22 protein-coding genes and 2 pseudogenes are annotated in these 21,813 nt (G+C 66.4%); 16 read left to right on the top strand and 8 right to left on the bottom strand.

The window, feature by feature from the left end:
• Positions 1-327 (bottom strand): transposase family protein (locus CXY82_RS02170; protein WP_146069026.1); only part of this gene is annotated, 327 nt, incomplete at its 3' end.
• Between the two features lie 416 nt (positions 328-743).
• Between CXY82_RS02170 and CXY82_RS16940 the strand changes: the two genes are divergently transcribed.
• From CXY82_RS16940 to CXY82_RS02185, 3 genes are all read left to right on the top strand, one after another.
• Positions 744-1,271: a hypothetical protein gene (locus tag CXY82_RS16940; protein WP_146069027.1), complete on the top strand. Its 528-nt coding sequence runs from the start codon at positions 744-746 to the stop codon at positions 1,269-1,271.
• 243 nt (positions 1,272-1,514) lie between these two features.
• The gene (gene gtfA / locus CXY82_RS02180; protein ID WP_104169490.1) at positions 1,515-3,005 is read left to right on the top strand and encodes a sucrose phosphorylase; all 1,491 of its coding nucleotides are present in this window, start codon (positions 1,515-1,517) and stop codon (positions 3,003-3,005) included.
• Between the two features lie 36 nt (positions 3,006-3,041).
• Positions 3,042-4,016, top strand: coding sequence for a magnesium transporter CorA family protein (locus tag CXY82_RS02185; RefSeq protein ID WP_104169491.1), 975 nt, complete (start codon positions 3,042-3,044; stop codon positions 4,014-4,016).
• 19 nt (positions 4,017-4,035) lie between these two features.
• On the opposite strand, the gene CXY82_RS02190 is transcribed toward CXY82_RS02185, so the two are convergent.
• Both CXY82_RS02190 and CXY82_RS02195 read right to left on the bottom strand, forming a co-directional pair.
• Entirely contained in the window at positions 4,036-4,209 is a 174-nt protein-coding gene (locus CXY82_RS02190) for a CsbD family protein (RefSeq protein WP_104169492.1), read from the bottom strand.
• Entirely contained in the window at positions 4,206-4,397 is a 192-nt protein-coding gene (locus CXY82_RS02195; protein WP_104169493.1) for a hypothetical protein, read from the bottom strand. Before CXY82_RS02195 ends, CXY82_RS02190 begins: the two co-directional genes overlap by 4 nt.
• A gap of 120 nt (positions 4,398-4,517) precedes the next feature.
• Between CXY82_RS02195 and CXY82_RS02200 the strand changes: the two genes are divergently transcribed.
• From CXY82_RS02200 to CXY82_RS02215, 4 genes are all read left to right on the top strand, one after another.
• Entirely contained in the window at positions 4,518-5,099 is a 582-nt protein-coding gene (locus CXY82_RS02200) for an RNA polymerase sigma factor (RefSeq protein ID WP_233199152.1), read from the top strand.
• A complete protein-coding gene (locus CXY82_RS02205) occupies positions 5,096-5,698 on the top strand; it encodes an Asp23/Gls24 family envelope stress response protein (RefSeq protein WP_104169495.1) in 603 nt (200 codons plus the stop codon). Before CXY82_RS02200 ends, CXY82_RS02205 begins: the two co-directional genes overlap by 4 nt.
• Positions 5,691-6,071 carry a hypothetical protein gene (locus CXY82_RS02210; protein WP_104169496.1) on the top strand — a complete coding sequence of 127 codons (381 nt, stop codon included), beginning with the start codon at positions 5,691-5,693 and terminating at the stop codon, positions 6,069-6,071. Before CXY82_RS02205 ends, CXY82_RS02210 begins: the two co-directional genes overlap by 8 nt.
• Positions 6,072-6,168: 97 nt before the next feature.
• On the top strand, positions 6,169-6,642 hold the full coding sequence (locus CXY82_RS02215) for a Dps family protein (RefSeq protein WP_104102258.1): 474 nt from the start codon (positions 6,169-6,171) through the stop codon (positions 6,640-6,642).
• 15 nt (positions 6,643-6,657) lie between these two features.
• Here the strand turns inward: CXY82_RS02215 and CXY82_RS18245 are convergent, their stop codons facing one another.
• Positions 6,658-6,786 (bottom strand): hypothetical protein, encoded by a 129-nt coding sequence (locus CXY82_RS18245; protein WP_255408561.1) that lies wholly within the window; start codon positions 6,784-6,786, stop codon positions 6,658-6,660.
• A gap of 148 nt (positions 6,787-6,934) precedes the next feature.
• Here CXY82_RS18245 and CXY82_RS16950 point away from each other — a divergent pair.
• Positions 6,935-7,069 (top strand): annotated as a pseudogene (locus CXY82_RS16950) (SDR family NAD(P)-dependent oxidoreductase); the annotation flags it as partial.
• A gap of 83 nt (positions 7,070-7,152) precedes the next feature.
• Here CXY82_RS16950 and CXY82_RS02220 read toward each other — a convergent pair.
• Positions 7,153-10,035 (bottom strand): bifunctional diguanylate cyclase/phosphodiesterase, encoded by a 2,883-nt coding sequence (locus CXY82_RS02220; protein WP_104169497.1) that lies wholly within the window; start codon positions 10,033-10,035, stop codon positions 7,153-7,155.
• 587 nt (positions 10,036-10,622) lie between these two features.
• Here CXY82_RS02220 and CXY82_RS02225 point away from each other — a divergent pair.
• Complete coding sequence (locus tag CXY82_RS02225; RefSeq protein ID WP_104169498.1) at positions 10,623-11,537, top strand: hypothetical protein; 915 nt, start codon at positions 10,623-10,625, stop codon at positions 11,535-11,537.
• 115 nt (positions 11,538-11,652) lie between these two features.
• Entirely contained in the window at positions 11,653-11,817 is a 165-nt protein-coding gene (locus tag CXY82_RS02230) for a hypothetical protein (RefSeq protein ID WP_199180858.1), read from the top strand.
• Between the two features lie 217 nt (positions 11,818-12,034).
• Here CXY82_RS02230 and CXY82_RS17210 read toward each other — a convergent pair whose 3' ends face one another.
• Positions 12,035-12,778, bottom strand: a complete 744-nt coding sequence (locus tag CXY82_RS17210; RefSeq protein ID WP_370443666.1) for an FGGY-family carbohydrate kinase — start codon at positions 12,776-12,778, stop codon at positions 12,035-12,037.
• A 203-nt stretch (positions 12,779-12,981) separates the two neighbouring features.
• Complete coding sequence (locus CXY82_RS18465; RefSeq protein WP_370443667.1) at positions 12,982-13,236, bottom strand: ATP-binding cassette domain-containing protein; 255 nt, start codon at positions 13,234-13,236, stop codon at positions 12,982-12,984.
• 113 nt (positions 13,237-13,349) lie between these two features.
• On the opposite strand from CXY82_RS18465, the pseudogene CXY82_RS02240 reads away from it, so the two are divergent.
• Positions 13,350-14,336: pseudogene (locus CXY82_RS02240) on the top strand (LacI family DNA-binding transcriptional regulator); the annotation flags it as partial.
• Positions 14,337-14,417: 81 nt separating this feature from the next.
• Positions 14,418-15,251 (top strand): shikimate 5-dehydrogenase, encoded by an 834-nt coding sequence (locus CXY82_RS02245; protein ID WP_104169515.1) that lies wholly within the window; start codon positions 14,418-14,420, stop codon positions 15,249-15,251.
• Positions 15,252-15,614: 363 nt separating this feature from the next.
• Here the strand turns inward: CXY82_RS02245 and CXY82_RS02250 are convergent, their stop codons facing one another.
• Positions 15,615-16,613 (bottom strand): site-specific integrase, encoded by a 999-nt coding sequence (locus tag CXY82_RS02250; protein WP_233199153.1) that lies wholly within the window; start codon positions 16,611-16,613, stop codon positions 15,615-15,617.
• A 505-nt stretch (positions 16,614-17,118) separates the two neighbouring features.
• Between CXY82_RS02250 and CXY82_RS02255 the strand changes: the two genes are divergently transcribed.
• The 4 genes from CXY82_RS02255 to CXY82_RS02265 are packed head-to-tail and all read left to right on the top strand — an operon-like array spanning position 17,119 to position 21,708.
• On the top strand, positions 17,119-18,249 hold the full coding sequence (locus CXY82_RS02255; protein WP_233199154.1) for a glycosyltransferase: 1,131 nt from the start codon (positions 17,119-17,121) through the stop codon (positions 18,247-18,249).
• On the top strand, positions 18,144-18,383 hold the full coding sequence (locus CXY82_RS17790) for a hypothetical protein (RefSeq protein WP_233199155.1): 240 nt from the start codon (positions 18,144-18,146) through the stop codon (positions 18,381-18,383). The genes CXY82_RS02255 and CXY82_RS17790 overlap by 106 nt, the downstream gene beginning before the upstream one ends.
• Complete coding sequence (locus CXY82_RS17795; protein WP_233199156.1) at positions 18,344-19,612, top strand: HlyD family efflux transporter periplasmic adaptor subunit; 1,269 nt, start codon at positions 18,344-18,346, stop codon at positions 19,610-19,612. The genes CXY82_RS17790 and CXY82_RS17795 overlap by 40 nt, the downstream gene beginning before the upstream one ends.
• A complete protein-coding gene (locus CXY82_RS02265) occupies positions 19,609-21,708 on the top strand; it encodes a glycosyl hydrolase (protein WP_104169500.1) in 2,100 nt (699 codons plus the stop codon). Before CXY82_RS17795 ends, CXY82_RS02265 begins: the two co-directional genes overlap by 4 nt.
• Positions 21,709-21,813: the final 105 nt, after the last annotated feature.

Consider the following 21,813-nt stretch of genomic DNA (forward strand, 5'->3'; position numbering starts at 1 on the left):
AGAGTCAAAGTGATGCGTGTGGCCGGCCTGGTGCCTGGCCCACGGGACCGCGGCCACGATCACCCCGTGCTCCCGGCACGACACCCGCGGGGCATCCGCCTCCAGAAAGACCCGGGTCGAGCCGAAATCCAATCCCCGCCACCGGCGGCGGCCTGCTCCGTCGTCGTAGCGTGGGCAACGTTTCAGGCAGACCCCGCACCGGTGCCGCGCCGACCCCGTCGGCCGCACCGAGGCCACCAAAACACCCGCCGCCGGGTCCAGATTCAGGTCCTCAACGACCGTCTTATCGACACCCAGCAAAGTCCGCCATAAAGTTAGAGACCGCACGCCGTTTTCCTGCCCCTTGAGTTTCTGTTCCTAGACAGTCAGAAACCTAGACAGGAAGCGGCGTGCGGCCGTTAAGGCGCTCCGCAACACCCACGNCGGCGTTGCCGCACGGCCTCGGACTCGGAGCAGGGCGTTCGGGCACAGGGCGTTCGGGCACACGGCGTTCGGGCACACGGCGTTCGGGCACACGGCGTTTGGAACGCACGGTGATCCCGCGTAGCGGTCCACTGCTCGTCTACGTCGGCACCAGGAACAACCGCCCCGAAACCCCCAATTCGCGATCTATCATCGCCCACAGCCGTCAGGATTCGTTCATCGAAGCGTAACGGTCAAATTGAACAGAGATTTCGAATAAGACTCATCCACAACAGGAGAGACCCTCGTTTCTTTGTTCCAATTTTGTTAACCTTTTGTTTGTGATCAACCTCTGGGAAAGCTTCGAAGCGGTTGCCGTGCCCGGCCCGTCCGCGGCAGCCCGGGCGGTCGCTGAGTGGCAGGCTCTCGCGGTGGGGCGTGGGGAGTCTCTGCGGTGTTCGGCGGTGCGCGGCTTCGGCGGCGACGACGACGGCCTGCTGCAGGTGACCGCGGCGGTCGAGGTTCACGGGAGACGGGTGGACGCGGTTCGGGTGGCGGCAGCGGCCGAGGTCGCCGACCGGTCCAGGCCCGACGCGCTCGCCGTCAGAGACCTGATCAGCAACGGCGGCCAACGGAAAGCCGTGATCAAGGACGGCGGACGCATCATCGCCCGGGGCGCACCGGAGCGTGCTTTACCCACGCGGAGCGCCGGGCCATCCGCATGCTGCGCGGAGCCGTACAGATCATGGCACCACCCCGGCTCGAAACCGGGCCCCGCACAGGGCGAAACACGACCAAATCCCGCACCCACACCCACACCGACACCGACAGCCGCACCGACAGCCGCACCGACACCCGCACCCGCATGACGGACACCATCGAACGGAAGAACGTAACCCGGGACGACGAGTATAGGGGTACTGGGCCCTGGGCTCGACTGATTCGACCAACGTCACGGGGTCCCTGGCCGGGTTGGGTCTCCAGGGTCAAGCACACTCGACCACCGAGAGGGAGGCGCCGGAAGGACCGCCGGAATTGCCCTGGCCCACCGGGTGCCGTAACTTCTGAATCGGTGCTGTTCGCTGCCGCGCCGAGTCGAACCGGAGTTGAACATGACCACAATCGAGCTGCTCGTCTACGCCGACCGCTTGGGCGGCACCATCCACAATCTGCAGACGCTGCTCGACGGCCCGCTGAGGGCCTTCGGCAGCGTGCACGTGCTGCCGTTCTACGTTCCCTTCGACGGCGCGGATGCCGGCTTCGACCCGATCGACCACGCCGCGGTCGATGCCCGACTGGGCACCTGGAACGACATGCGCAGCCTCGCCGGCACGCGCGGGCTCACCGCGGACCTCATCGTCAACCACGTCTCCTCCTCGTCGGTCGAGTTCATCGACTGGCTGGCCCGCGGCACCGCCTCCACCTCCGAGGGCATGTTTCTCACCTTCGACACCGTGTTTCCGAACGGCGGCACCGAGAAGGACATCACGGCGTTCTACCGGCCGCGACCCGGACTCCCCTTCACCGCCTACCAGGGCGCCGACGGCAGCCGTCACCTCGTCTGGACGACCTTCATGCCCACCCAGGTCGACCTGGACGTGAACCACCCCGCGGCCCTCGCCTATCTGCGTCGGGTGTTGCAGACGCTGGCCGCCGGCGGCGTCACAACGGTGCGGCTCGACGCCGTCGGCTACGCCGTGAAGACCCCCGGAACCGACAGCTTCATGACCGAGCAGACCCTCGAGTTCGCCCGCACGGTCGTGGCCATGGCCCACGAGGAGAGCCTCGAGGTGCTGGTCGAGGTGCACGCGCACTACAGCCAGCAGCTCGCGATCGCCCCGCTGGTCGACCGCGTCTACGACTTCGCGCTGGCGCCTCTGCTTCTACATTCGCTCGGCACCGGAACCGTTGACCGCCTCGCGGACTGGCTCAAGATCCGCCCCGCGAACGCCATCACCGTGCTCGACACTCACGACGGTATCGGCGTCATCGACGCGGGCCCGATCGGCGACAAGCCGGGCCTGCTGACCCAGGCCGAGATGATCGACATCTTCGCGCGGGCGGAGCGTGCCACACACGGCCACTCCTCCATCGCATCCGTCGTGCCCGAGTGGTTCACGCTGCCGCACCAGATCAACGCGACGTTCTACAGCGTCCTCGGCGGCGAGGAAGTGCCCTATCTTCTGGCCCGCGCCGTGCAGCACTTCTTGCCCGGCCGACCGCAGGTGTACTACGTGGGACTGCTCGGCGGCCTCGACGACACCGAACTCTTCGAGCGCACCGGCAACGGACGCGACGTCAACCGCCACGTTTACACGGCGGAGGAGGTCGAACGGGCCCTCGCGACCGACGTGACCCGGGCCCAGCTCGGCCTGACCCGCATCCGCAGCACGCACCCGGCCTTCGACGGCGACTTCTCCTGGACGGCCATCGGCGACGACCGACTCGAACTCCTCTGGACCGGTACAGACGCCATCGCGCGACTCACCGTGGCCATGACGCTGGACTCACCGAGCCTCCGCATCGAGCTGACGGATGCCGGACGCACGCAGGTGCTCGACACCGTCACATCCGTCGCCGCCTGGGAGCCCCCCGCGCGCTGACCTATTCGATCGGTCGAGATCGGGCTTGACTGGAGTGTGCCCACACCCCGTACCCGCTGCTACCGCGACGGCTCTCTCGTCGACGAGGATTTCCCGCTCACCGAGGTGTCTGAGCACCTCGCCCTGTCCGGCGCCGTCGTCTGGGTGGACCTCGCCGATCCCGGCGAAGAGGATCTCGTCAGCCTCGCGGGCGAGCTGGGCCTGCACGAGCTGGCGGTCGAAGACGCCCTGACGCTGCGGCAGAGGCCCAAGCTCGACCGCTACCCCGACCACCTGTTCCTGTCCGCGTACTCGGCCGAATACGGCGTGGCGACCGCTCAGGTCACCACTCACGAGATCGCGGCGTTCATCACCGACCGGGCCTTGGTGACCGTGCACACTGAAGGCTTCGACCTGGAGGCCGTCGTGGCCCGCTGGGATTCGGCCTCCGATCTGGCCCGGAACGGAGTGGCCTTCCTCCTGCACGGGCTGCTCGACCACCTCGTCGACGGCTATTTCGACGCCGTTGAAGCACTGGACGACCAAGTCGAAGAACTCGAGGACCAACTCTTCCTGCCGGGCACCAAGCAGGAAGCGGTGCAGAGGGCCTCCTTCGAACTGCGCAAGAGTCTCGTGACGTTACGCCGGGTCATCCTTCCCATGCGCGAGGTCGTGAACACGCTGCTGCGGCGCGATCTGCACCTGCTGCGGGACGAGATGGGTCCCTATTTCCAGGACGTGTACGACCATGTGCTGCGCGTCATGGAATGGACGGAGAGCCTGCGTGACCAGGCCACCGCCATCCTTGAGGCGAATCTGGCGATTCAAGGCAACCGGCTCAACGTGATCACGAAGAAGGTGACCGGTTACGCGGCCATCATCGCCGTGCCCACAGCCATCACGGGCTTCTACGGCCAGAACGTGCCCTACCCCGGCTTCGCCCAGCCGTTGGGCTATTACAGCTCGGCCGCGCTGATCGTGGGGCTCTCGGCGCTGCTCTACGTGCTGTTCAAGCGCAACGACTGGATCTGACGCTCTGTGCGTGAAGAACTCAGTGCTTGAAAGCGTCCTTGACGTTTTCGCCGGCCTTCTTCACACTCGCCGAAGACTGCTCGGCCTTGCCGTCGGCAACCTTGGAATCATCCTTGGTGGCCTTGCCCACGGCCTCAGTGGCCTTGCCCTTGAAGTCCTGGGCGGCGTTTTCGATCTTGTCGGATGCACTCATAGCGTCTTCCCTTTCCAGTGGTGTTGCGTCGGTGGCAGCCAGGCGCGCGTGCCCCAGACGTATGCGGTCGCAGCCGTCGAGTCCCCGGCGCCATCATCATCATCGGCCGGACCGACGAGCAACGCATCGAACGTGGGCATGACGGCACCGGCGGATATGCTGTCGTCGACGGCGGGTGAGTGGAACATCGGGAATCCTTCCGGTCTGCGGCTGACAGAGGCTGTCAGTAATACGACGTGTGTTGTGGCATATTTGTCACACGGATTTGTCAAATAATTTTTGGACACGGCGGGTGAGAGGGTAGAGGAATGATGCCAACGACCCCAACCCGGGCACCGCTCGCATCTCCGCTTGAGTCATTCACCGACCAGACCCTGGCCGACCGCGCCGCCGACGGGGACATTCGGGCGTTCGAGGTGCTCGTGCGTCGCTACGGCCCGCTGATGCGGGTGTATGCCAGCCGGGTCCTGGGATCAAATGACGAGATGGACGACGTCGTTCAGGAGTCCTTCATCACCGCCTGGCAGCAGCTGCCCACCCTCGACAACGGCGCCGCCGTCAGGAGCTGGTTGATGCGGATCGTGAGCCGGAAAAGCGTCGACCGGCTGCGTGCCCGGCGTCCGCACCTCAACGTCGATCTCACCGACGCCCCGGCACCGGAGAGTCACTCCCCCCATAGACTGGTGGAGGTGGAGTCTCAAACCGAAGCCCTGACGCGTGTCCTCGGCGATCTGCCGGAGGACCAGCGCCGCTGCTGGATGCTGCGAGAACTCGCGGAATGCAGCTACGGCGAGATCGCGGAGGAACTGGAGCTTCCCGTTTCAACGGTTCGTGGGCTTCTCGCCCGAGCTCGGAAGACTCTGCTCCAAGAGATGGAGGAATGGCGATGATGAACCCCTCCGACGAGCTCGCGGGCCACACCTTCGAAGAACTGAGCGACTACCTCGACCGGGACCGCACCCCGGCCGACCCGAGCATCGACGGCTTCCCCGAGTGCGAGATCGCCCTGCGCGGCATGCAGCGGCTCAGGCGCACGCAGCGCGCCCTGCTCCGGAAGGACGTGGAGCGCGAATCCGAGCGCGAGGACAGCTGGGTCAACTCGATTCTGCAGCACATCAATCTGGAGGCGCGCGCGGGCCGGGACATCCCGATCAGCCACCCCTCCACCACCGCTCGCCTGAGCGTGACCGAAGGTGCGGTGCGCGGAATTCTGCGTGCCGCCGGTGACGGCGTGCCGAACATCATCGTCGGCCGGTGCCGCCTCGACGGCGAGGTCAGCGAGCCCGGCGCACCCGTCACCGTGCGCGTGGATGCCACGGTTCTGGAGGGCAAGAACATTCCACCGCTCGCCGAGCAGCTCCGGGAGGCGCTTTACACCGCACTTAGCCAGCACACGGAACTCGCCGTCGAGGCCGTCGACATCACCATCCGCGACCTGTACCAACCCGTACCCCCGCCGGCGAAAGCGAAAGCGAGCAGCGATGAGTGACGCCCTTGCACCTGAAGCGCCGCCGCCCGACCCCGGGACGCCGGCCCAGCTGACCGCTCAACTCGACGGGGCGGTGCTGGCAGTCCCCGGCGTGGATGCGCTGTATTCGGCAGCCCCGCTCGTGGCAACCGTGGTCGCCTCGGTGATCGCAACCACCGTCGAAGCCGTGACCGGCAAGCCGCAGTCGACCAGCTCCGTCTCCGTCTCCGAGAAGGAGGGCGGCCTGAAGATCGCGGTCAAGATCGGCGTCGCCGCACCCTTCGCGGCCACCGACGTGAGCCGCCGCGTGCACGATGCGATCACGGATCAGCTCGACCAGAACGGCAACCCGGTCGTGACCGAGATCGCGGTCACCGTAGCCCGGATCGACTGACCGGGTTCGCGGTCACTCCGGTTGGCCACCGGTCCTCACGGCGGCGTCACACCCCGGGTGTGTAGCGTGAATACCCACACGACCTAAGGAGTCACCAGTGAGTCAGATAATCGACATCGGTATCCCGGATCAGCAGCTCGAGAAGATCGTTCACGGCCTGTCCCGGGTGCTGGCGGACTCGTACACCCTGTACCTCAAGACTCACAGCTACCACTGGAACGTCGTGGGCCCCATGTTCCACTCTCTGCACACCATGTTCATGGACGAGTACACCGAGCTGGCCCTGGCCGTCGACGACATCGCCGAGCGCATCCGTGCACTGGGCACCCCGGCGCCGGGCACCTACCGTGAGTTCACCGAGCTCGCCGTCGTGCGCGAGGACACCGACCTGCCGGATGCCCCGGAGATGCTCCGTCGTCTGGTCGCCGCCCACGAGGCCACGGCCCGCACCATCCGGGAGGTGCTGCCCCTCGCCGAGGGTGCGCCCGACCAGGTCTCCACCGATCTGCTCGTGCGTCGCCTCGACGTGCACGAGAAGACGGCGTGGATGCTGCGCAGCATGCTGGCCTGAGCCTGCCAACTGCATTCAGTCGCCCAGAGCACGGCCGATCCGATCGATCACCTGGCCGACGAGCGCCTGCTGTTCGTCAACGCTGAATTCGGCCCACCAGAACGGGGCCGCGTCGGCCGCCGCCGACAAGGCGTGTGCCGCCATCGGACCTGGACGTGACGTGACGTGACGTGACGGAACAGGGTGCGCCGGCTGACCCCGGCAGCGGATGCGACGTCCGCCCCGCTGCAGGCATCGAATTCGCGCTCCCGGGAGAGCCGCAGGGCGATCAGCGCCAGCTCGTTCGGATTCCATGGCACCCGCATTCGCCCCGTACCGTTTGCAGGGCCAGACGGCCATCGTGACCGGCGCGGGGTCCGGGATCGGCCGGGCCCCGGCCATCCGTTTCGCCATCGAGGGTGCCAGGGTCATCGCGAGCGATGTGTCCCCGAACGGATGAACCAGTTGGCCGTCCTGTCGGCCGACGGCGGCCAGGCCGCGATCTGAGGCGAGCACGCCCGGACTCGTGCGCTATGCCCCGCGTCGGGCCGCCGCAACCGCGCTTCCAGCCATCGGGTCCCAGGTCGCGCTCGGGCGGCCCAACAGGTAGCCCTGGGCGAGCACGGCGCCGCTGGTGCGGAGACTGTCGAGCTGTTCCGTGGTCTCCACCCCCTCGGCGATCACCTCCACGTCGAGCTTCGACGCCAGCGCCAGGATTCCCTGCACGAGGGAGACGGAGGAGGCGTTGGGAAGGTCCTGAATGAAGCTGCGGTCGATCTTGATCTGGTCGACGGGAAGGGTGTTGAGCCAGGCCAGGGTCGAGAAGCCGGTGCCGAAATCGTCCAGGGAAATGCGGATGCCCAGGCGGCGCAGTTCCACGAGGCGCTCGACGATGCCGGGGAGGTCGACCAGTGATCTGCTCTCCACCACCTCGAGGGTGAGTCGCTCCGGTGCGAGGTCGTTGCGGTTGAGAGCCGTGCGAACCGTCGACACGAGTCGGCAGTCCAGAAGGGTGGCGGCGTCGAGGTTGACCGCGACGCCTAGAGGCCGAGCGCCTAACTGCGGCCACTCGACCACGTCCCGGCACGCGGTCGCGATCACCCACAGATCCATCTCGGTGATGAGGCCGCGTTCCTGCGCCAGCGGCAAGAAGGCGCCCGGGGCCAAAACGCCCAGTCGCGGGTGCGCCCAGCGGATGAGGGCTTCCGCGCCCACCACCGTCTCCTCGCCGAAACGGGAGATGTCCACGACAGGTTGGTAGTAGAGCCTCATCTCGTTTGCCTCGACGGCACGGGCCAGCTCGACCAGCAGTGACGTGTCGGTGTCCCCCGGTGATTCCGGGTTCGATGATGCACTGCTCGGCACCTCGGTGCGGGCGACGGCGATCTGATTCCGTCCCGTTCTCTTTGCGTCGTACATCCCGGCGTCGGCCGCGTCGAGGAGCTGCTCGCCGCGACCCCCCTGTCCACTGTGCGAGGCAACACCCACACTGGCGGAGATGCGCACGTGCTGGCCGGCCAGGTGGAAAGGGGGATTCAGGCAGCCGACTACTCGGTGGGCCAGCTCGATGGCCGAATCTTCGCCGTCGAGATCGGTGACAAGCACCGCGAACTCGTCGCCGCCGAGGCGGCCGATAGTGTCATTGGTTCGAACCTCGGCGCGCAGGCGAGCCGCGACCTGCCGCAGCAGCTCGTCCCCGGCGCGATGGCCCAGCCGGTCGTTGACGCGTTTGAAGTTGTCGAGGTCGCAGAACAGCACCGCCGTTCGGCTGTGAGGCTGGCACTCTGCCAGGGCGGTGTCGAGCAGCAGCGCGAACAGCGCTCGGTTGGGCAAGCCCGTCAAGGCATCGTGCTGGGATTGGTGCCTCACGGTCTCGAGCAGCCGGGCCCTTTGCATGGCCGTTTCTCCCTGGTGGCTGACACCTTCGATCAGGGTGATGGCCTCCGCCAGGACCTCGGCCGCGACGGGGGCAACCCAGCAGGCCGTCGCGACGCCCATCAACATATCCCCGGCGAGAAGGGGGACGGCGACCACGTTGTGTGAACCGATGGCACGGAGCAGCTCCGCCAGGGCCGGGCTGGCGTCGTCAGCCGTGATCAGAACGCGTTCCTGCCGCCTGAGAACGCCGAGAAGCTCCGGCGTCTGCTCCACAGTCAGCGTCGTATGCATGAAGAATTCGCGATCGGCAGGCTCGAAACCGACGGCTGAGGCAGGGCGAAGCTCACCAAGGTCGGCGTCCCAGAGGAGAACGGATGCCGCGTCACTGCCGACGATCGCCGCCAGTGCCGACGCGATGACTTCCGCGATCGCCTCGACGCTGTCGCTGATCGCCAGTTGGTGGGCGAGGTTGAGCAGTGCGGCCGTGCGAACTCCCTCCCGGCGGGATTCCTCGAGCGCCGTGAACAGGTCCAGGGCCGCGGCCGCGTGTCCGGCGTAGGCCTCGAGCAGGGCCCGATCTCCTAGCATCGCGGTGTGTCCCTCCGTGAACACGGCGGCCAGATGCCCGTGGATCCTGCGATTGGAGGCGATGTCGACGACCAGCGCGCGCTCGCCCAGTTGCTCGCCGCGCAGCATCCGTGCCACGAGATCGGCGCCACGTTCGTCGCCAAGCCCTCGGTGGCGGACCAGCGGCGCGCCGCCCCCGGCAGGTTCGACGATGAGGAGGTACGACGGCGCGAGCACGGCGGAGGCGGCGCGATCGACGATTCGGGCGAGCACCTCGTCGACATCGTCGCTGCTAACGAGGTCAGCCGCGGCCAGTTGCACCTCCCGCACCTTGTCGCGCAGTACGCCGAGGGATGCGTCGACCCAGCGACTCCGCGTGCGCCACGACCACCAACGCACCCGCGTTGACCAGGTCAGCACGTATTCGCACGCCGGGTAGCCGTCCGATTGGCACTGCGGGTGGCTGATGTGGGCAAGGGCGAGTCCGAAAATGGCCGGCACGGACGAAAACAGTCCTTGGGCGTATTGGCAGTCGAGTCGGGACGGACGATAGCCGTCGTGGAGGCGGTAGCGCACGGTCGCGCTGGTCTGTCCGACCCGGACTGCATCCATCGTCGACGTTGTGGTGAACTTCGGCACCATGCGTGGCAGCTGGCGAAAAATTGCTCCAGGTGAGGCGAACACACTCAGGAGCTGCACCAGCACGGGCTGGACGTCACCGCGGACCGCACCGGTGCCCACGGTGAACATGGTGTTCGGGTCACCGAGCACCGCGGTTGCGGCCTCGAACAGCCGGATTCGGGTGGCGTAGCTGACCCACGCGGACGTGTTCTGGAGAGTCTTTGCATCCTGCTGTACGCCCGCCCGGGCGAGCACCTCGATGACGGCTCCCTCCCCACCGCGCTCACGCACGTGGCGCAGGAGTAGGCTAATGGTCGTGTTTGCGGTTTCGCGCGGCTCTGTGTCCATCGTCTTGCACCTCTCAACTCTTTATCGACGGGTTTCGGCGTGGGGTAAGCGCGGAAATCGGTTCGGGACCGTCATCCGCTTGTCGAACGCCTCCAATCGTGCCACCAAGACCTCCTGTCGTGACACGTGACGCGCGAATGAAGACGCGATGAGCGAGCACTACCCCGTCATTTATGTGTGAGGCTTTACTGACAGCAGAACGTCCTGATCAATGCCGATCCCGGCACGCTGGAACCGGACTCCGTCTGGATCTACCGGTTCTACGACGCCGCATCGGGCACATTCGGGGGCGAGCCGAAATCGTACGACATCGGCCGCGCGGCCAGGGGTCCCGTCGATTTCATCGATCTGGTGCGTGCCAAGACGCGCGGCGGACCACCCGTCTACCTCGTGGCCCACTCCATGGGCGGGCTGATCTGCCGCACCGTCCTGCAGCGCGAACTGGCCGACCCCGCCGAAGCGGTGTCGAAACTCTGCACGATCGGGACCCCGCATGGAGGAATCTCCCCCGAGCTCGGCGGGCCGATCGGGGGCTGGCTCATGGACCGGTTCGGCCCGCTGGGCAGCGATATCTTCTCCCCCGGCACATGCAGGAGTACATGCTGTCGGCCACCCACGACCCTGCCCGGGAAACCGACCCGAAAACGGGCCGGTGGGACCCCCGGCGCATGGTGGGCTCCTTCCCTCCCTCCCGCATCCTCAGCATCGTCGGCACGAATTCACGGGACTATTCCGTGGCCGCCGGGCTGTCGTCCGCGGTCATGGGCGTGCAGAGCGATGGTCTCGTCGCGATCCGCAACGCCTACGTTTACGGTGGCGCGCGTGCCTACATCCATCGCTCCCACTCGGGTCGATACGGCCTGGTCAACTCCGAGGAAACGTACCAGAACCTTTCCCGCTTCTTGTTCGGCGGGTTGCGGGTGGAGGTCGCCCTGCACGGGGTGGAGCTCGATCGCAAGGACCGCATCTGGCAGGGCGAGGCGAGGCTGGCCATCCGTGGCGTGCCTGTGCTTATTCATGAGCAGACGGCCGATCATTATTGCCCGATCGATCTGAACGCCACGGAGAAGGGCATCGCCGGGCCCCTGTCACCGGTCCCGTTGATGACAATCTTCCTGCAGCCGAAGAACGTGCGTAAGTGCCGCTACGCCCTCGACCTCAACCTCAACCTCAACCTCAACCTCAAGATCATCTCACCCAAGGAGACGGGCGGCATCCTCGGTTTCGGGGACCACCTCGAGCAGATCGCGGACTGGCAGGACACGCTCATCGTCGACATCGAGGTGAACGACAAGGGCGCGGCCAGAAGCGTGACTTGGGAGTGGAACAGCACCCTCGCCGGTCGAATCGCCGAACAGGCAGAGCTGCCCAACCAGCTCGACTGGGCACCGGGCAAGTCCAGCGACGGGCAATGGCAGCTGCCGGTTCCCATCGCCCCGATGGGGCAGGCGGTGCTCGGCAGCCACGCGCACCTCCAGCTCAGCGTCGGCCTCTGGGCCTGAGCGGCCGCCTCGCGCGATCGACCCGATCCTGATCACGCATCACCGCGCGGACCCCACCGCGGCGAGCGAACGGTTCGCTCGGCTCACGCAGGAGCACACAGCCGATTCGTTGTGTTTGCCGCTGCCCACTGACGGACCGTACGGGTCGGTGCTCACCTGCGACACGATTCTCGTGCGCGGAACGACCATCATCACTCACCTTGACGGCACGCTCGACGACTACCTGCGGGCGTTCTGCGACGCGTACCTCGCGCACCGCCACCCCGGGCCCGGGACGTAGACGCCCCTGTGCGCCATCCACCCTGGCCCATTCTCGACCGCGGACCGAGGGCGACAGTCCAGCCCGACGCCGAACGAATTCGACGGAGATTTTGCTCTAGACCGCCCGTTCTCGGCGGGAATGGCCGGATTTTGGCAGAATCTCCGTCGAATTGGTTGGGGGCGCACGGCAGGAAGTCGGGGCGGCTCCGCCCCGAGGCAGGTAGCACCGGCGCACGTCAGGCCGTGGGCCGGTAGCGCCGTGGGGCGGAGGCCTGGGCGACCAGGGCGCGCAGGCTGTCGAGGCTTCCGGTCACAAGACCTTGGGCACGGGCCTGCACGAGCACGTTCCCGATCGCGGTGGCCTCGACGGGGCCGGCCAGCACGGTCAGCCCCGTTCGGTTCGCGGTGAGCTGGCAGAGAAGGTCGTTCTGCGACCCACCGCCGACGATATGCACCGCGCGGATGCTCCTTCCCGACAGCTCGCTCGCGACCCGGAGGGTCTCGGCATAGGCAGCCGCCAGGCTCTCGACGTTGCTGCGCACGAGTTCGACCAGGGTGCCCGGCACCGGCAAGCCGTGCTCGGCGCAGTAGGAACGGATGCGCGCCGGCATGTCCCCGGGTGCCAGAAAACGGGGGTCGTCCACGGCGAAGGTCACGTCTGCGAAGAGGCCGGCGCGGCCGAGCCCCTTCACGGAGAGCACGGTGTCGCCCACCGGGGCGACCTCCCGCATCACGGTGATGCGGTCGCAGAGGGCGAACACCTCGTCGAAGCGGTGCGAGATGAAGAGGATGCCCGCGCTCTGGGCCCGCAGGTTGCGGGCAACCTGGAACAGGCGCTCCACCTCGATGTCCGACAGCGCGGCGGTCTGCTCATCCATGACGAGCACCGTGGCGCCCTGGGAGATGGCCTTGGCGATCTCGATGATCCGCTGGTCGGCGATCGACAGTCCCTCGGCCGCTCGGTTGGGATCGATGCGCACGCCGAGCTGGTCGAACAGGTCGCGGCGGCCGTGCGCATGGCGGCCCGGCTGATCAGGCGCAGCCGGCCTTTCGGCTGGCGCCCAATGAAGATGTTCTCAGCTACCGTGAGGTCGGGGAACAGGGTGCGTTCCTGATAGATCACGGAGATGCCGGTGGACTTGCTGTCGGCCACGGTGCGGAACGACACCGGCTGCCCGTCGACCTAGAACTCACCGGCGTCGAGGCGGTAGAGCCCGGCCAGGATTTTCACGAGGGTGGACTTGCCGGACCCATTCTCGCCGACCAGGGCATGGATCTCACCGGGGAGGATTTCGATGTTCCCGACTGCGAGGGCGACGACCGGTCCGAATGCCTCAACGGCACCGGCAGGGGTGAATCGTTTCAGAGAACATGTATTCAGCGAATATAGGGTGAGGTTGGGGCATCCGTCAACAGCAGAAAAAGTGCAATTCCCCAAATGAGATTCGACCGAAACTTCGAATGGGTCTCGTGTATTGATTCGTTTCAATCTGCGGCGCGGTGATCTACACTTCACCTAGGGGCAGCAAAGCGCAGGGCGAAAGGGTGACGATGGCAACGGTGAGTGTGCGCGAAGTCGCGGCTCGCGCCGGGGTGTCGGTCGGCACCGTCTCCAATGTGCTCAACCGGCCGGGCAAGGTTTCCCCGGCAACCGTGGAGCGGGTGCAGACGGCAATCTCCGCCCTCGGCTTCGTGCGCAACGACGCTGCCCGGCAACTGCGGGCCGGCCGCAGCCGCAGCATCGGACTTGTCGTGCTCGACGTCGCCAACCCGTTCTTCACGGATGTCGCGCGCGGCGCCGAGGACCGGGCCGCCGAAGAGGGTCTCACCCTGCTCCTCGGCAACAGCGACGAGAACATCGACCGAGAGAGTGCCTACCTCGACCTGTTCGAAGAGCAGCGTGTGCACGGCGTCTTGATCTCACCGCTCGGCGAGGTCGGGGACCGGCTCGTGCGGCTGCGCGCCCGCGGCATCCCCACCGTTCTCGTCGACCGGCAGACGGCCGACCACAGCTTCTCCTCCGTGGCCGTCGACGACGTGGCCGGCGGGCACCTCGCCGCGGAGCACCTGGCCTCGATTGGGCGCACCCGGATCGCGTTCGTGGGTGGGCCGCAGAGCATCCGTCAGGTTGCCGACCGGCTGGAGGGCGCGCGCCAGGCCGTGCGGGAGCATCCGAACGTGTCGCTCGAGGTGATCAGCACGGAGTCCCTCTCGGTGCTGCAGGGGCGTTTCGTGGGCGAGCAGTTGCGCGCCCGCGACCCGGTCGACCGGCCGGACGCCGTGTTCGCGGCGAACGACCTGCTCGCCATCGGCGTGCTGCAGGCCCTGAGCATGCTGGGCGATGTGCGGGTCCCCGAAGACGTGGCGCTTATCGGCTACGACGACATCGCTTTCGCGGCGGCAGCCATCGTGCCGCTCTCCTCGATCCGCCAGCCGAGCGCCCTGATCGGCCACACGGCCGTCGACCTGCTGCTGCGCGAAGCGGCCGGCGACGATTTCGTGCACGAGCAGATCGAGTTCCAACCGGAGCTGATCGTGCGGGAGTCCACCGCCGGCTGTCTGGGGCCCGCTCCTCCCGCCCGGGCTTCCGCTGGCGCTTCCGCTCCTAAACTTGACCGCATGACACTGCAGCCCCTGCTCAACAAAGACACCCGCCTGTGCATCTCCCTGGCCGCCCGGCCCAGCAATTTCGGCACGCGTTTCCACAATTACCTGTACGCCGATCTGGGGCTCGATTTCATCTACAAGGCGTTCACCACGACGAATCTTGCCGCCGCGATCGGCGGCGTGCGTGCGTTGGGCATCCGTGGCTGCTCCGTGTCGATGCCCTTCAAGGAAGATGTCATCGCCCTGGTCGACGAGTTGGATGACTCGGCGAGCGCCATCGCGTCGATCAATACGATCGTCAACGACAACGGTTGCCTGCGGGCCTCGAACACGGATTACATCGCCGCCGCCGATCTGATCCGCGCGCGCGCCCTCGACCCGACCACTCCGTTCCTGCTCCGCGGCAGCGGCGGAATGGCGAAGGCCGTCGCCGCGGCCTTCCGCGATTCCGGGTTCGAGCATGGCACCCTGATCGCCCGGAACGAGGCCCGAGGCCGGACTCTCGCCACCGAGCTCGGCTACCGCTGGGCGGCCGAGCCGACCGGTCTCACAGCACCTCTGCTCGTGAACGTCACCCCGATCGGCATGACCGGCGGTGCCGAGGCGAACGACCTGTCCTATTCCGCCGAGGCGATCGCCGACGCGACCTGCGTGTTCGACGTGGTGGCGTTGCCCGCGGAGACTCCGCTCATCCTGGCCGCGCGCGCGGCAGGTAAGACCGTGATCACGGGGGCCGAGGTCATCGCTCTGCAGGCAGCGGAGCAGTTCGAGCGCTACACCGGGGTGCGGCCGGCGCCGGAGCAGGTCGCCGCGGCATCCGCCTTCGCCCGCACTCACGCACGGTAGCGCGCGCCTGAACCACGTCGACGCCGAAGCAGGTTGCTCCAGTCGGCGTTCACGTGACTTGACCGGGGCCCTCGTTGCCTTCGGGGGATCCTCGTCAGGAAACGCCTCCCCACGAGGACAATCCACCCCGGTAACGACGAATGGCCTCCGAAATCTCGGAGGCCATTCGTTTTGGGACGAGTTCTAGGAACAGAATCAACCAGTTCCAGGAACAACCCTGTGGCGGTACCGGTGGGATTTGAACCCATATCACGACCCAAAGCTCGTCGCCCGACACCCCCGAATCGACTGGTTTACGAGGATATAGCGCCCGTTTGCTCACAGTAGAAAACAGGTGCTTGCAGACGTTCCGTTACCGCTGCGCTACTGCTGGAGTCGTTCGCGGCGCGCTGCGTCGAGTGCCTCAGCGACGCCGTCCAGGTCGTCCTCGAACAGGTCGGCGTAGCGATCGAGAGTCATCGCGGCGGAAGCATGGCCGAGCATCCGCTGCACCGCTTTGACGTTCGCGCCCGCGCTGATCGCGAGTGATGCCGCCGTGTGTCGCAGGTCGTGCGGTGTCACCCGCGGCATGATCGGAGGCTCCTCCCGCTTGAGGCGCGTGGCCTCGGCTGCTGCTTTCTGCTCGGCGGCACACACACGCATCACGGCACCCATGAACCAACCCTTGTGTGCGTGGCCTTGGGTCAGGTGAATCACGCCGTCGCCCCAGAGCAGCGCGTCGGCACTCTTACCCTGGCTCGCGAGCGCAATGGCGCTGTCCAGGAACGCCGGGTAGACGACCGAGCGGCGCTCGTGGGTTTTCGGGGTGCCGACCACAACGTAGCCGTTCACACTGACAGCGTTCTCCTCGATCCGGAGGCGCCGTGTCGCCGGGTCGACATGCCTCACCCTGAGCCCGGTCGCCTCTCCCCACCTGAGACCGGTGTACGCCAGAAAGCGGACGAAGTCGGGGTATTTCGATTCCACGGCCAGCCGCTCGACCTGCTGGTGCGAGAGGTATGCGCGCCGGCCGCTGGTCCTACGGGGCAGTTTGAGTTCGCGTGCCGGGTTCACCGTGATCCGCTTGTCCTTCACCGCGCCATCGAGGATGACGGCGAGCACTCCATGCACGCGGGAGACAGTCGTGGGGCTGCGTTCGGCGGCAAGTTTCGAGATCCAGGTCTGCACCTCGGTGTGACGGATCGAGCCGACGGCACGGGCTCCCCACTTCGGCTTGACGTGGATACGCCAAGCAGACTCGTCCGAGTGAAACGTCGAGGGCTTGACGGCCGTCCTGTGCGCCGCGAGCCAGTCTGCTCCGAGAATACTCACGAGCGAGAGACCGTCGCTCGGCGCGATGTACGCCCCCTGGAGCTTCGACACCTCGACGGTGTCGAGGTAAGCCTGCGCGTCCCGCTTCAGCCTGAACCCGGTCTCCGATGCCGCCGGTGAGGTGTCCGATCTGCCCCATGCTGCAGCGGCGCCGGTCGGCAGGCGGCCTATAGCGAGGTTACGGTGTTGTTACGAAAGCGAGAAATCTTCGGCAACGACTTTGCGGATCGCTTGATCTTCTCTTAGCGTGCTTATAACCGCCACAACGATCGGTCGAACTTGACCTCCCCGCCCGTTGTCTCAGCCACCCAGACCCAGTGGTGCCTCGTCGTTGCTTCCTCATCCCGATCCGTTTCGGATCCCGATCTCGATAGATCCTGCGAACCACGGCCGACGAAGCCCACCCATTCTCCTCCAGTCAGCATTCCCTGCCTGTCCAGATGGGTCCTTCACGTGCGCTCCCGGGCACTATCGACGTTCAGCACACCCCCGCGAACCTCGCCCGAGACCCCGTTTGCGAATCCCGGACCCGAATCCGGCAGTGAAAGAGAGACAGATGGCCACCCTCCATCCCCGCGATGGCGCACCCATTCCACCGGAATCGGTGGTACCACCGGAAGCCATGCACCGGATCCCCGCGCACAAGGCGACGACCGGCATCCGCCCGCGCCGACCAACGGCCTCGGCCCACGCCCAGTCGCCGTCGCTCGTGATGCTGGTGCTGATCGCCACCATCGGCATCCTCGCCTACTCTTCATTCCTGCTGAACCCGGCCAGTCGAGGAGACTGGTTGCCATATTCGCTGGTCATCCTGGCCGAGTCGATCCTGATCTTCCAGGCACTGCTGTCCATGTGGACGATTCTGTCCGGGTCGGGCGATCCACGGGAATTCAACTTCCACCAGGCGCGGGCGAGCCTCGTGCACACCCGATCCGTTGCCAAGGATGGCTTGGCGGACCGGCCAGAGCGGTGGCCCCTGCACCTGGGCGACCAGCCGGCCAGCGTCGACGTGTTCGTCACCACCTATGGCGAGGACATCGACGTGATCCGGACAACTGTTACCGCAGTGCGGGCGATGCAGGGCGAGCACCTGACCTGGGTGCTCGATGACGGCCGCTCAGACGACGTACGTGACCTTGCCGCGGAGTTGGGCGGGCGCTACCTCCGCCGGCTGAGCTCGAACGGCGCCAAGGCGGGCAACGTCAATCGCGCGCTCACGATGAGCACGGCGGAGTACTTCGTGATCTTCGACGCTGACTTCGTGCCCAAACGCGAGTTCCTGATCGAGACCCTGCCGTTCTTCATCGATGACAAGGTCGCCTTCGTGCAGACCCCGCAGGCCTACAGCAACCTGCACAACGTCATCTCGCGCGGCGCCGGATACATGCAAGCCGTTTTCTACAGGTTCATCCAACCCGGACGCAACCGGTTCAACGCCGCGTTCTGCGTGGGAACCAACGTTATCTTCCGCCGGGATTCCATCAACGACGTTGGTGGCATGTACACCGACTCCAAGTCCGAAGACTCTGGACGTCGCTCAAACTGCACGAGCGGGGCTGGAAGACCATCTACATCCCCACGGTGCTGGCGACCGGGCATGCACCAGACACCGTGGAGGCGTACACCAAGCAGCAGCTGCGCTGGGCTACCGGCGGCTTCGAGATCCTGTTTCAGAGCAACCCGCTGAGCCGGCGCCGCAGTCTCACCTTCGACCAGCGCCTGCAGTACCTGGTGACGGCATCCTTCTACCTCACCGGGATCGCCCCCTGCTGCTGTTGCTGGTGCCGCCACTGGAAATCTTCTTCGACCTGCAACCGATGAACATCTCCACAACCGTGGTGACCTGGCTGCTGTACTACGCGGGCTTTTATCTGATGCAGGTGATGCTGGCGTTCTACACGATGGGCTCGTTCCGCTGGGAGACTCTCATGCTCGCCACAGCATCGTTCCCCATCTACGTGGCAGCGCTGATCAACGTCCTCGTAGGCAAAGAGCAGCACTGGAGCGCCACCGGCGACAAATCCAGGGTGCGGTCGCCGTTCGACTTCATGATCCCCCAGGTGCTGTTCTTCGTATTCCTCCTCCTGACCTCGATGGTTGCAATCTGGCGTGATGTCGGCATCGGCACGCTCACCCTGGCCACGGCCTGGAACGTGACGAACACCCTCATCCTCGGCACCTTCGTTGTCACGGCCCTGTTCGAGTCGCGCCGGGCACGGCAGGCCCGCTCCCGGCGTCGCATGTCAGGGGCGGCGATCGGCACCCGAAGGCCGACCCGTATCCTCCCCGCACGGACAGACCCGAGAGGTGGTGCCCGCATGACCTGGGCCAATCGATTCAAACTCTTCTTCGGCCTCATCATGGTCGTCGGCATCGTGGCCGTGCTCACGCTGATCTTCAATCAACGGCAGGCGCAGGTGATGAGCGTTTCGGCCTCGATCCAAGCGGCCGAGTATCCGGTGGGATCCGACTACGGCGGAACCGTACTGGACCGACTCGTCGACGATGGCGACCAGGTCACGGCGGGCCAACCCTTGTTCACACTGCACAGTCCCACCCTGCTGGCCGATCTCGCCGAGGGGCTGGTGACGGCGGACACCGTCGCATACTCGGTGGCCGACGACGGGGTGCTCACCCTCACCGCGTCCGTCGACGGCACCGTCACCGACATCAGCACCGAGCGAGGCTCGTTCGTTCAGGCCGGCCAGGTGCTCGCCGTCATCGACAAGACCGGTTCCCTGTTCGTGTCAGCAGACTACGTGCTCACCAGCGGCGACTACGCCAGAATCGAACCCGGCGCTGCCGTGGACATCGTGCTGCCCAATCAGACCCGGATGGCCGGCACCATGGAAGCCCTGGATGTGCAGACGACGGACGGCCAGGCGGAGACCACGGCCAAGGTGCTCAGTCCAGACCTGGTCGACGGTGCCTCGAACGGTCTCATCGCTCCCGGAACGCCGGTGACGGCGACGATCGCCCTGCGCGACGACGGCCCGCTCGCCGGCGCCAGCGACGGCCTGTTCAACTTCCTTCAAACGATCGGCCTATGAGTATGCACAAGTCACCGAAGATATCGATCACCGTGGCCGCTGCCGTCCTGACTGTCGTTGCCCTCGCGGCGTGCACCACGACGGATGCCCCCGCGCCGACCTCGGCGCCGGCAACGGCTAAAGCGGCCTCGTCCGGGGCGGCCGTCTTCCCCACCAGCGAGGTTTCCTCGCTCGTCGAGGACATGCCTCAACGGACCGTGAAGGACCTACCGGCAGCGCGACTGGCCGACGGGCTCATCCCGCCGACCAACCGGTGGTTCTCCGGCCTGGTGTTCGGTGAGGAGTCCATGCCCGTGTTCCCATTGCCACTGTCGTTCCAACTCACCGACAGTGGATTCGCCTTCGGACTGCCGGAGGTGTCAGCTGACACCAACGTGATCCGCGGCGGCTTCACCGGGCAGATCGGCGTACGCATCGGCGCATCCGAAGGCAACCTGGATCAGGAGGTGACGGCATACGATGAGGCGTCGGTCACCGTCAGCCAGTCCAGCGATGGTTCGGAGCTCGGCCGCACGGTGATCGCCCGAGGCTCACCGTTCGTGTCGTTCACGGCGGCGACGGATGTTGCCGTGTCGATGCCGACCGCCTTCACGGAGACAGGGGATGGCGTGTGGACGGCCGATGTGGCCGGCAGCACCTACGGCCTGGTCAGCGCTGGAACGCTTTCAGCCGGCACCGACCTGTCGCTCGAGGCCGGCCAATCCGTCACCTGGTTCGCACTGCCGGAAGGCGGCGAGCTCGAAACCTTCGCCGAGGCAGCGGTGCACCCGGTTGTGGGCACCAGCGTCGAGTACCGTACCGATGCGGAATCAGCGACCACGACCATCCACTACGACACCAGTGACGGCGGGGACACCCTGGTCGCCGCGATGCCGCATCAACTGGCGGGCCTCGCGGATGACATCGACTGCGGAGAAGGGGAATACTCGAGCATCTATGGGAGGCTCTCGGTGTGCCTTGGCACGACGCTGTCCTGGTCTGTGCCCACGATCGCGCCGTCGGGTGCCCTGGACCTCACGGGGCTCGGCGACGATGAACGTCAGCGCCTGGCCGACCAGGTGCGATCGGATGTGGCGGCCACGAAGACCTTCGCCGCCGACACCTACTTCGGCGGCAAGTCCCTTTACCGGGCCGCCAACCTGCTCGAGGTGGCCCGGCAGGTGGGCGTCGACGATGCCGTGACAGAGCTGACCGATCGACTGACCAAGGCATTGGACCAGTGGATGGACCCGGACGGGTGCGTCGACGGCACCGAGCGCTGCTTCGTCTACGACCCGGACGCCAAAGGTCTTGTGGGCCTGGCCACCTCGTTCGGCTCCGAGGAATTCAACGACCACCACTTCCACTACGGCTACTTCTTCTACGCCGCCGCGGTGGTTGCGGCCGACGACCCCGAGGCCGTCGGGCGCTGGGCACCGGTGATGAACCTGCTCGCCGCCGACCTGGCCACGAGTGGTGGCAGCGACTTCTTCCCCGACCGCCGGGTTTTCGACGCCTACGCCGGCCACTCCTGGGCCAGCGGCACCTCGCCGTTCGGCGACGGCAACAACCAGGAATCCAGCTCCGAAGCCGTGACCGCGTGGAACGGCCTGGCCCTGTGGGGCGACGTGAGCGGGCAGGCGGATCTGGCGACCGAGGCCGAGTGGATGCTCTCCAGCGAGGCGGCATCCTCCCGCGCCTACTGGACCGACTTCGACCTGGCTGACCCGGTCTATGAGGGCTTCGAACACACCGTCACCTCGCTGGTGTGGGGCGGCAAGCGCGACTACGCCACCTGGTTCAGCGCCGAACCCAGCGCCATGCTCGGCATCCTGGTGCTGCCGATGAGCCCCGTCGCCGGATACCTCGGCGGCGACCCCGACCGGGTGCAGGCAAACCTCGCCGACGCATTGCCGACCGGCGGCGTCGACGCGGATCGGTACGACGTGATGTTCGGGGACTACCTGCTGATGTACGCCGCGTTGCAGGGCCGGGAGGCCGCATCCGCAGCCTTGGCGGACGCCGAGAGCCTGCCGGAGGAGAGGATCGACGACGGCAACAGCCGTGCCTATCTCCTGGCGTGGCTGATGCGGTGGGGGTCGCCTCCGGCCGGATAAGGGAGGATCGGGGATCATGGCAACCCTCACCGCCCTCCCGCACGTCACCGACCCCGACCTGCTCTTCGAGGCGTTCGAAATCACTGCGTCAACAGCACGGTCACG

Source organism: Cryobacterium sp. M23, assembly GCF_002929655.1.
Lineage (GTDB): Bacteria > Actinomycetota > Actinomycetes > Actinomycetales > Microbacteriaceae > Cryobacterium > Cryobacterium sandaracinum.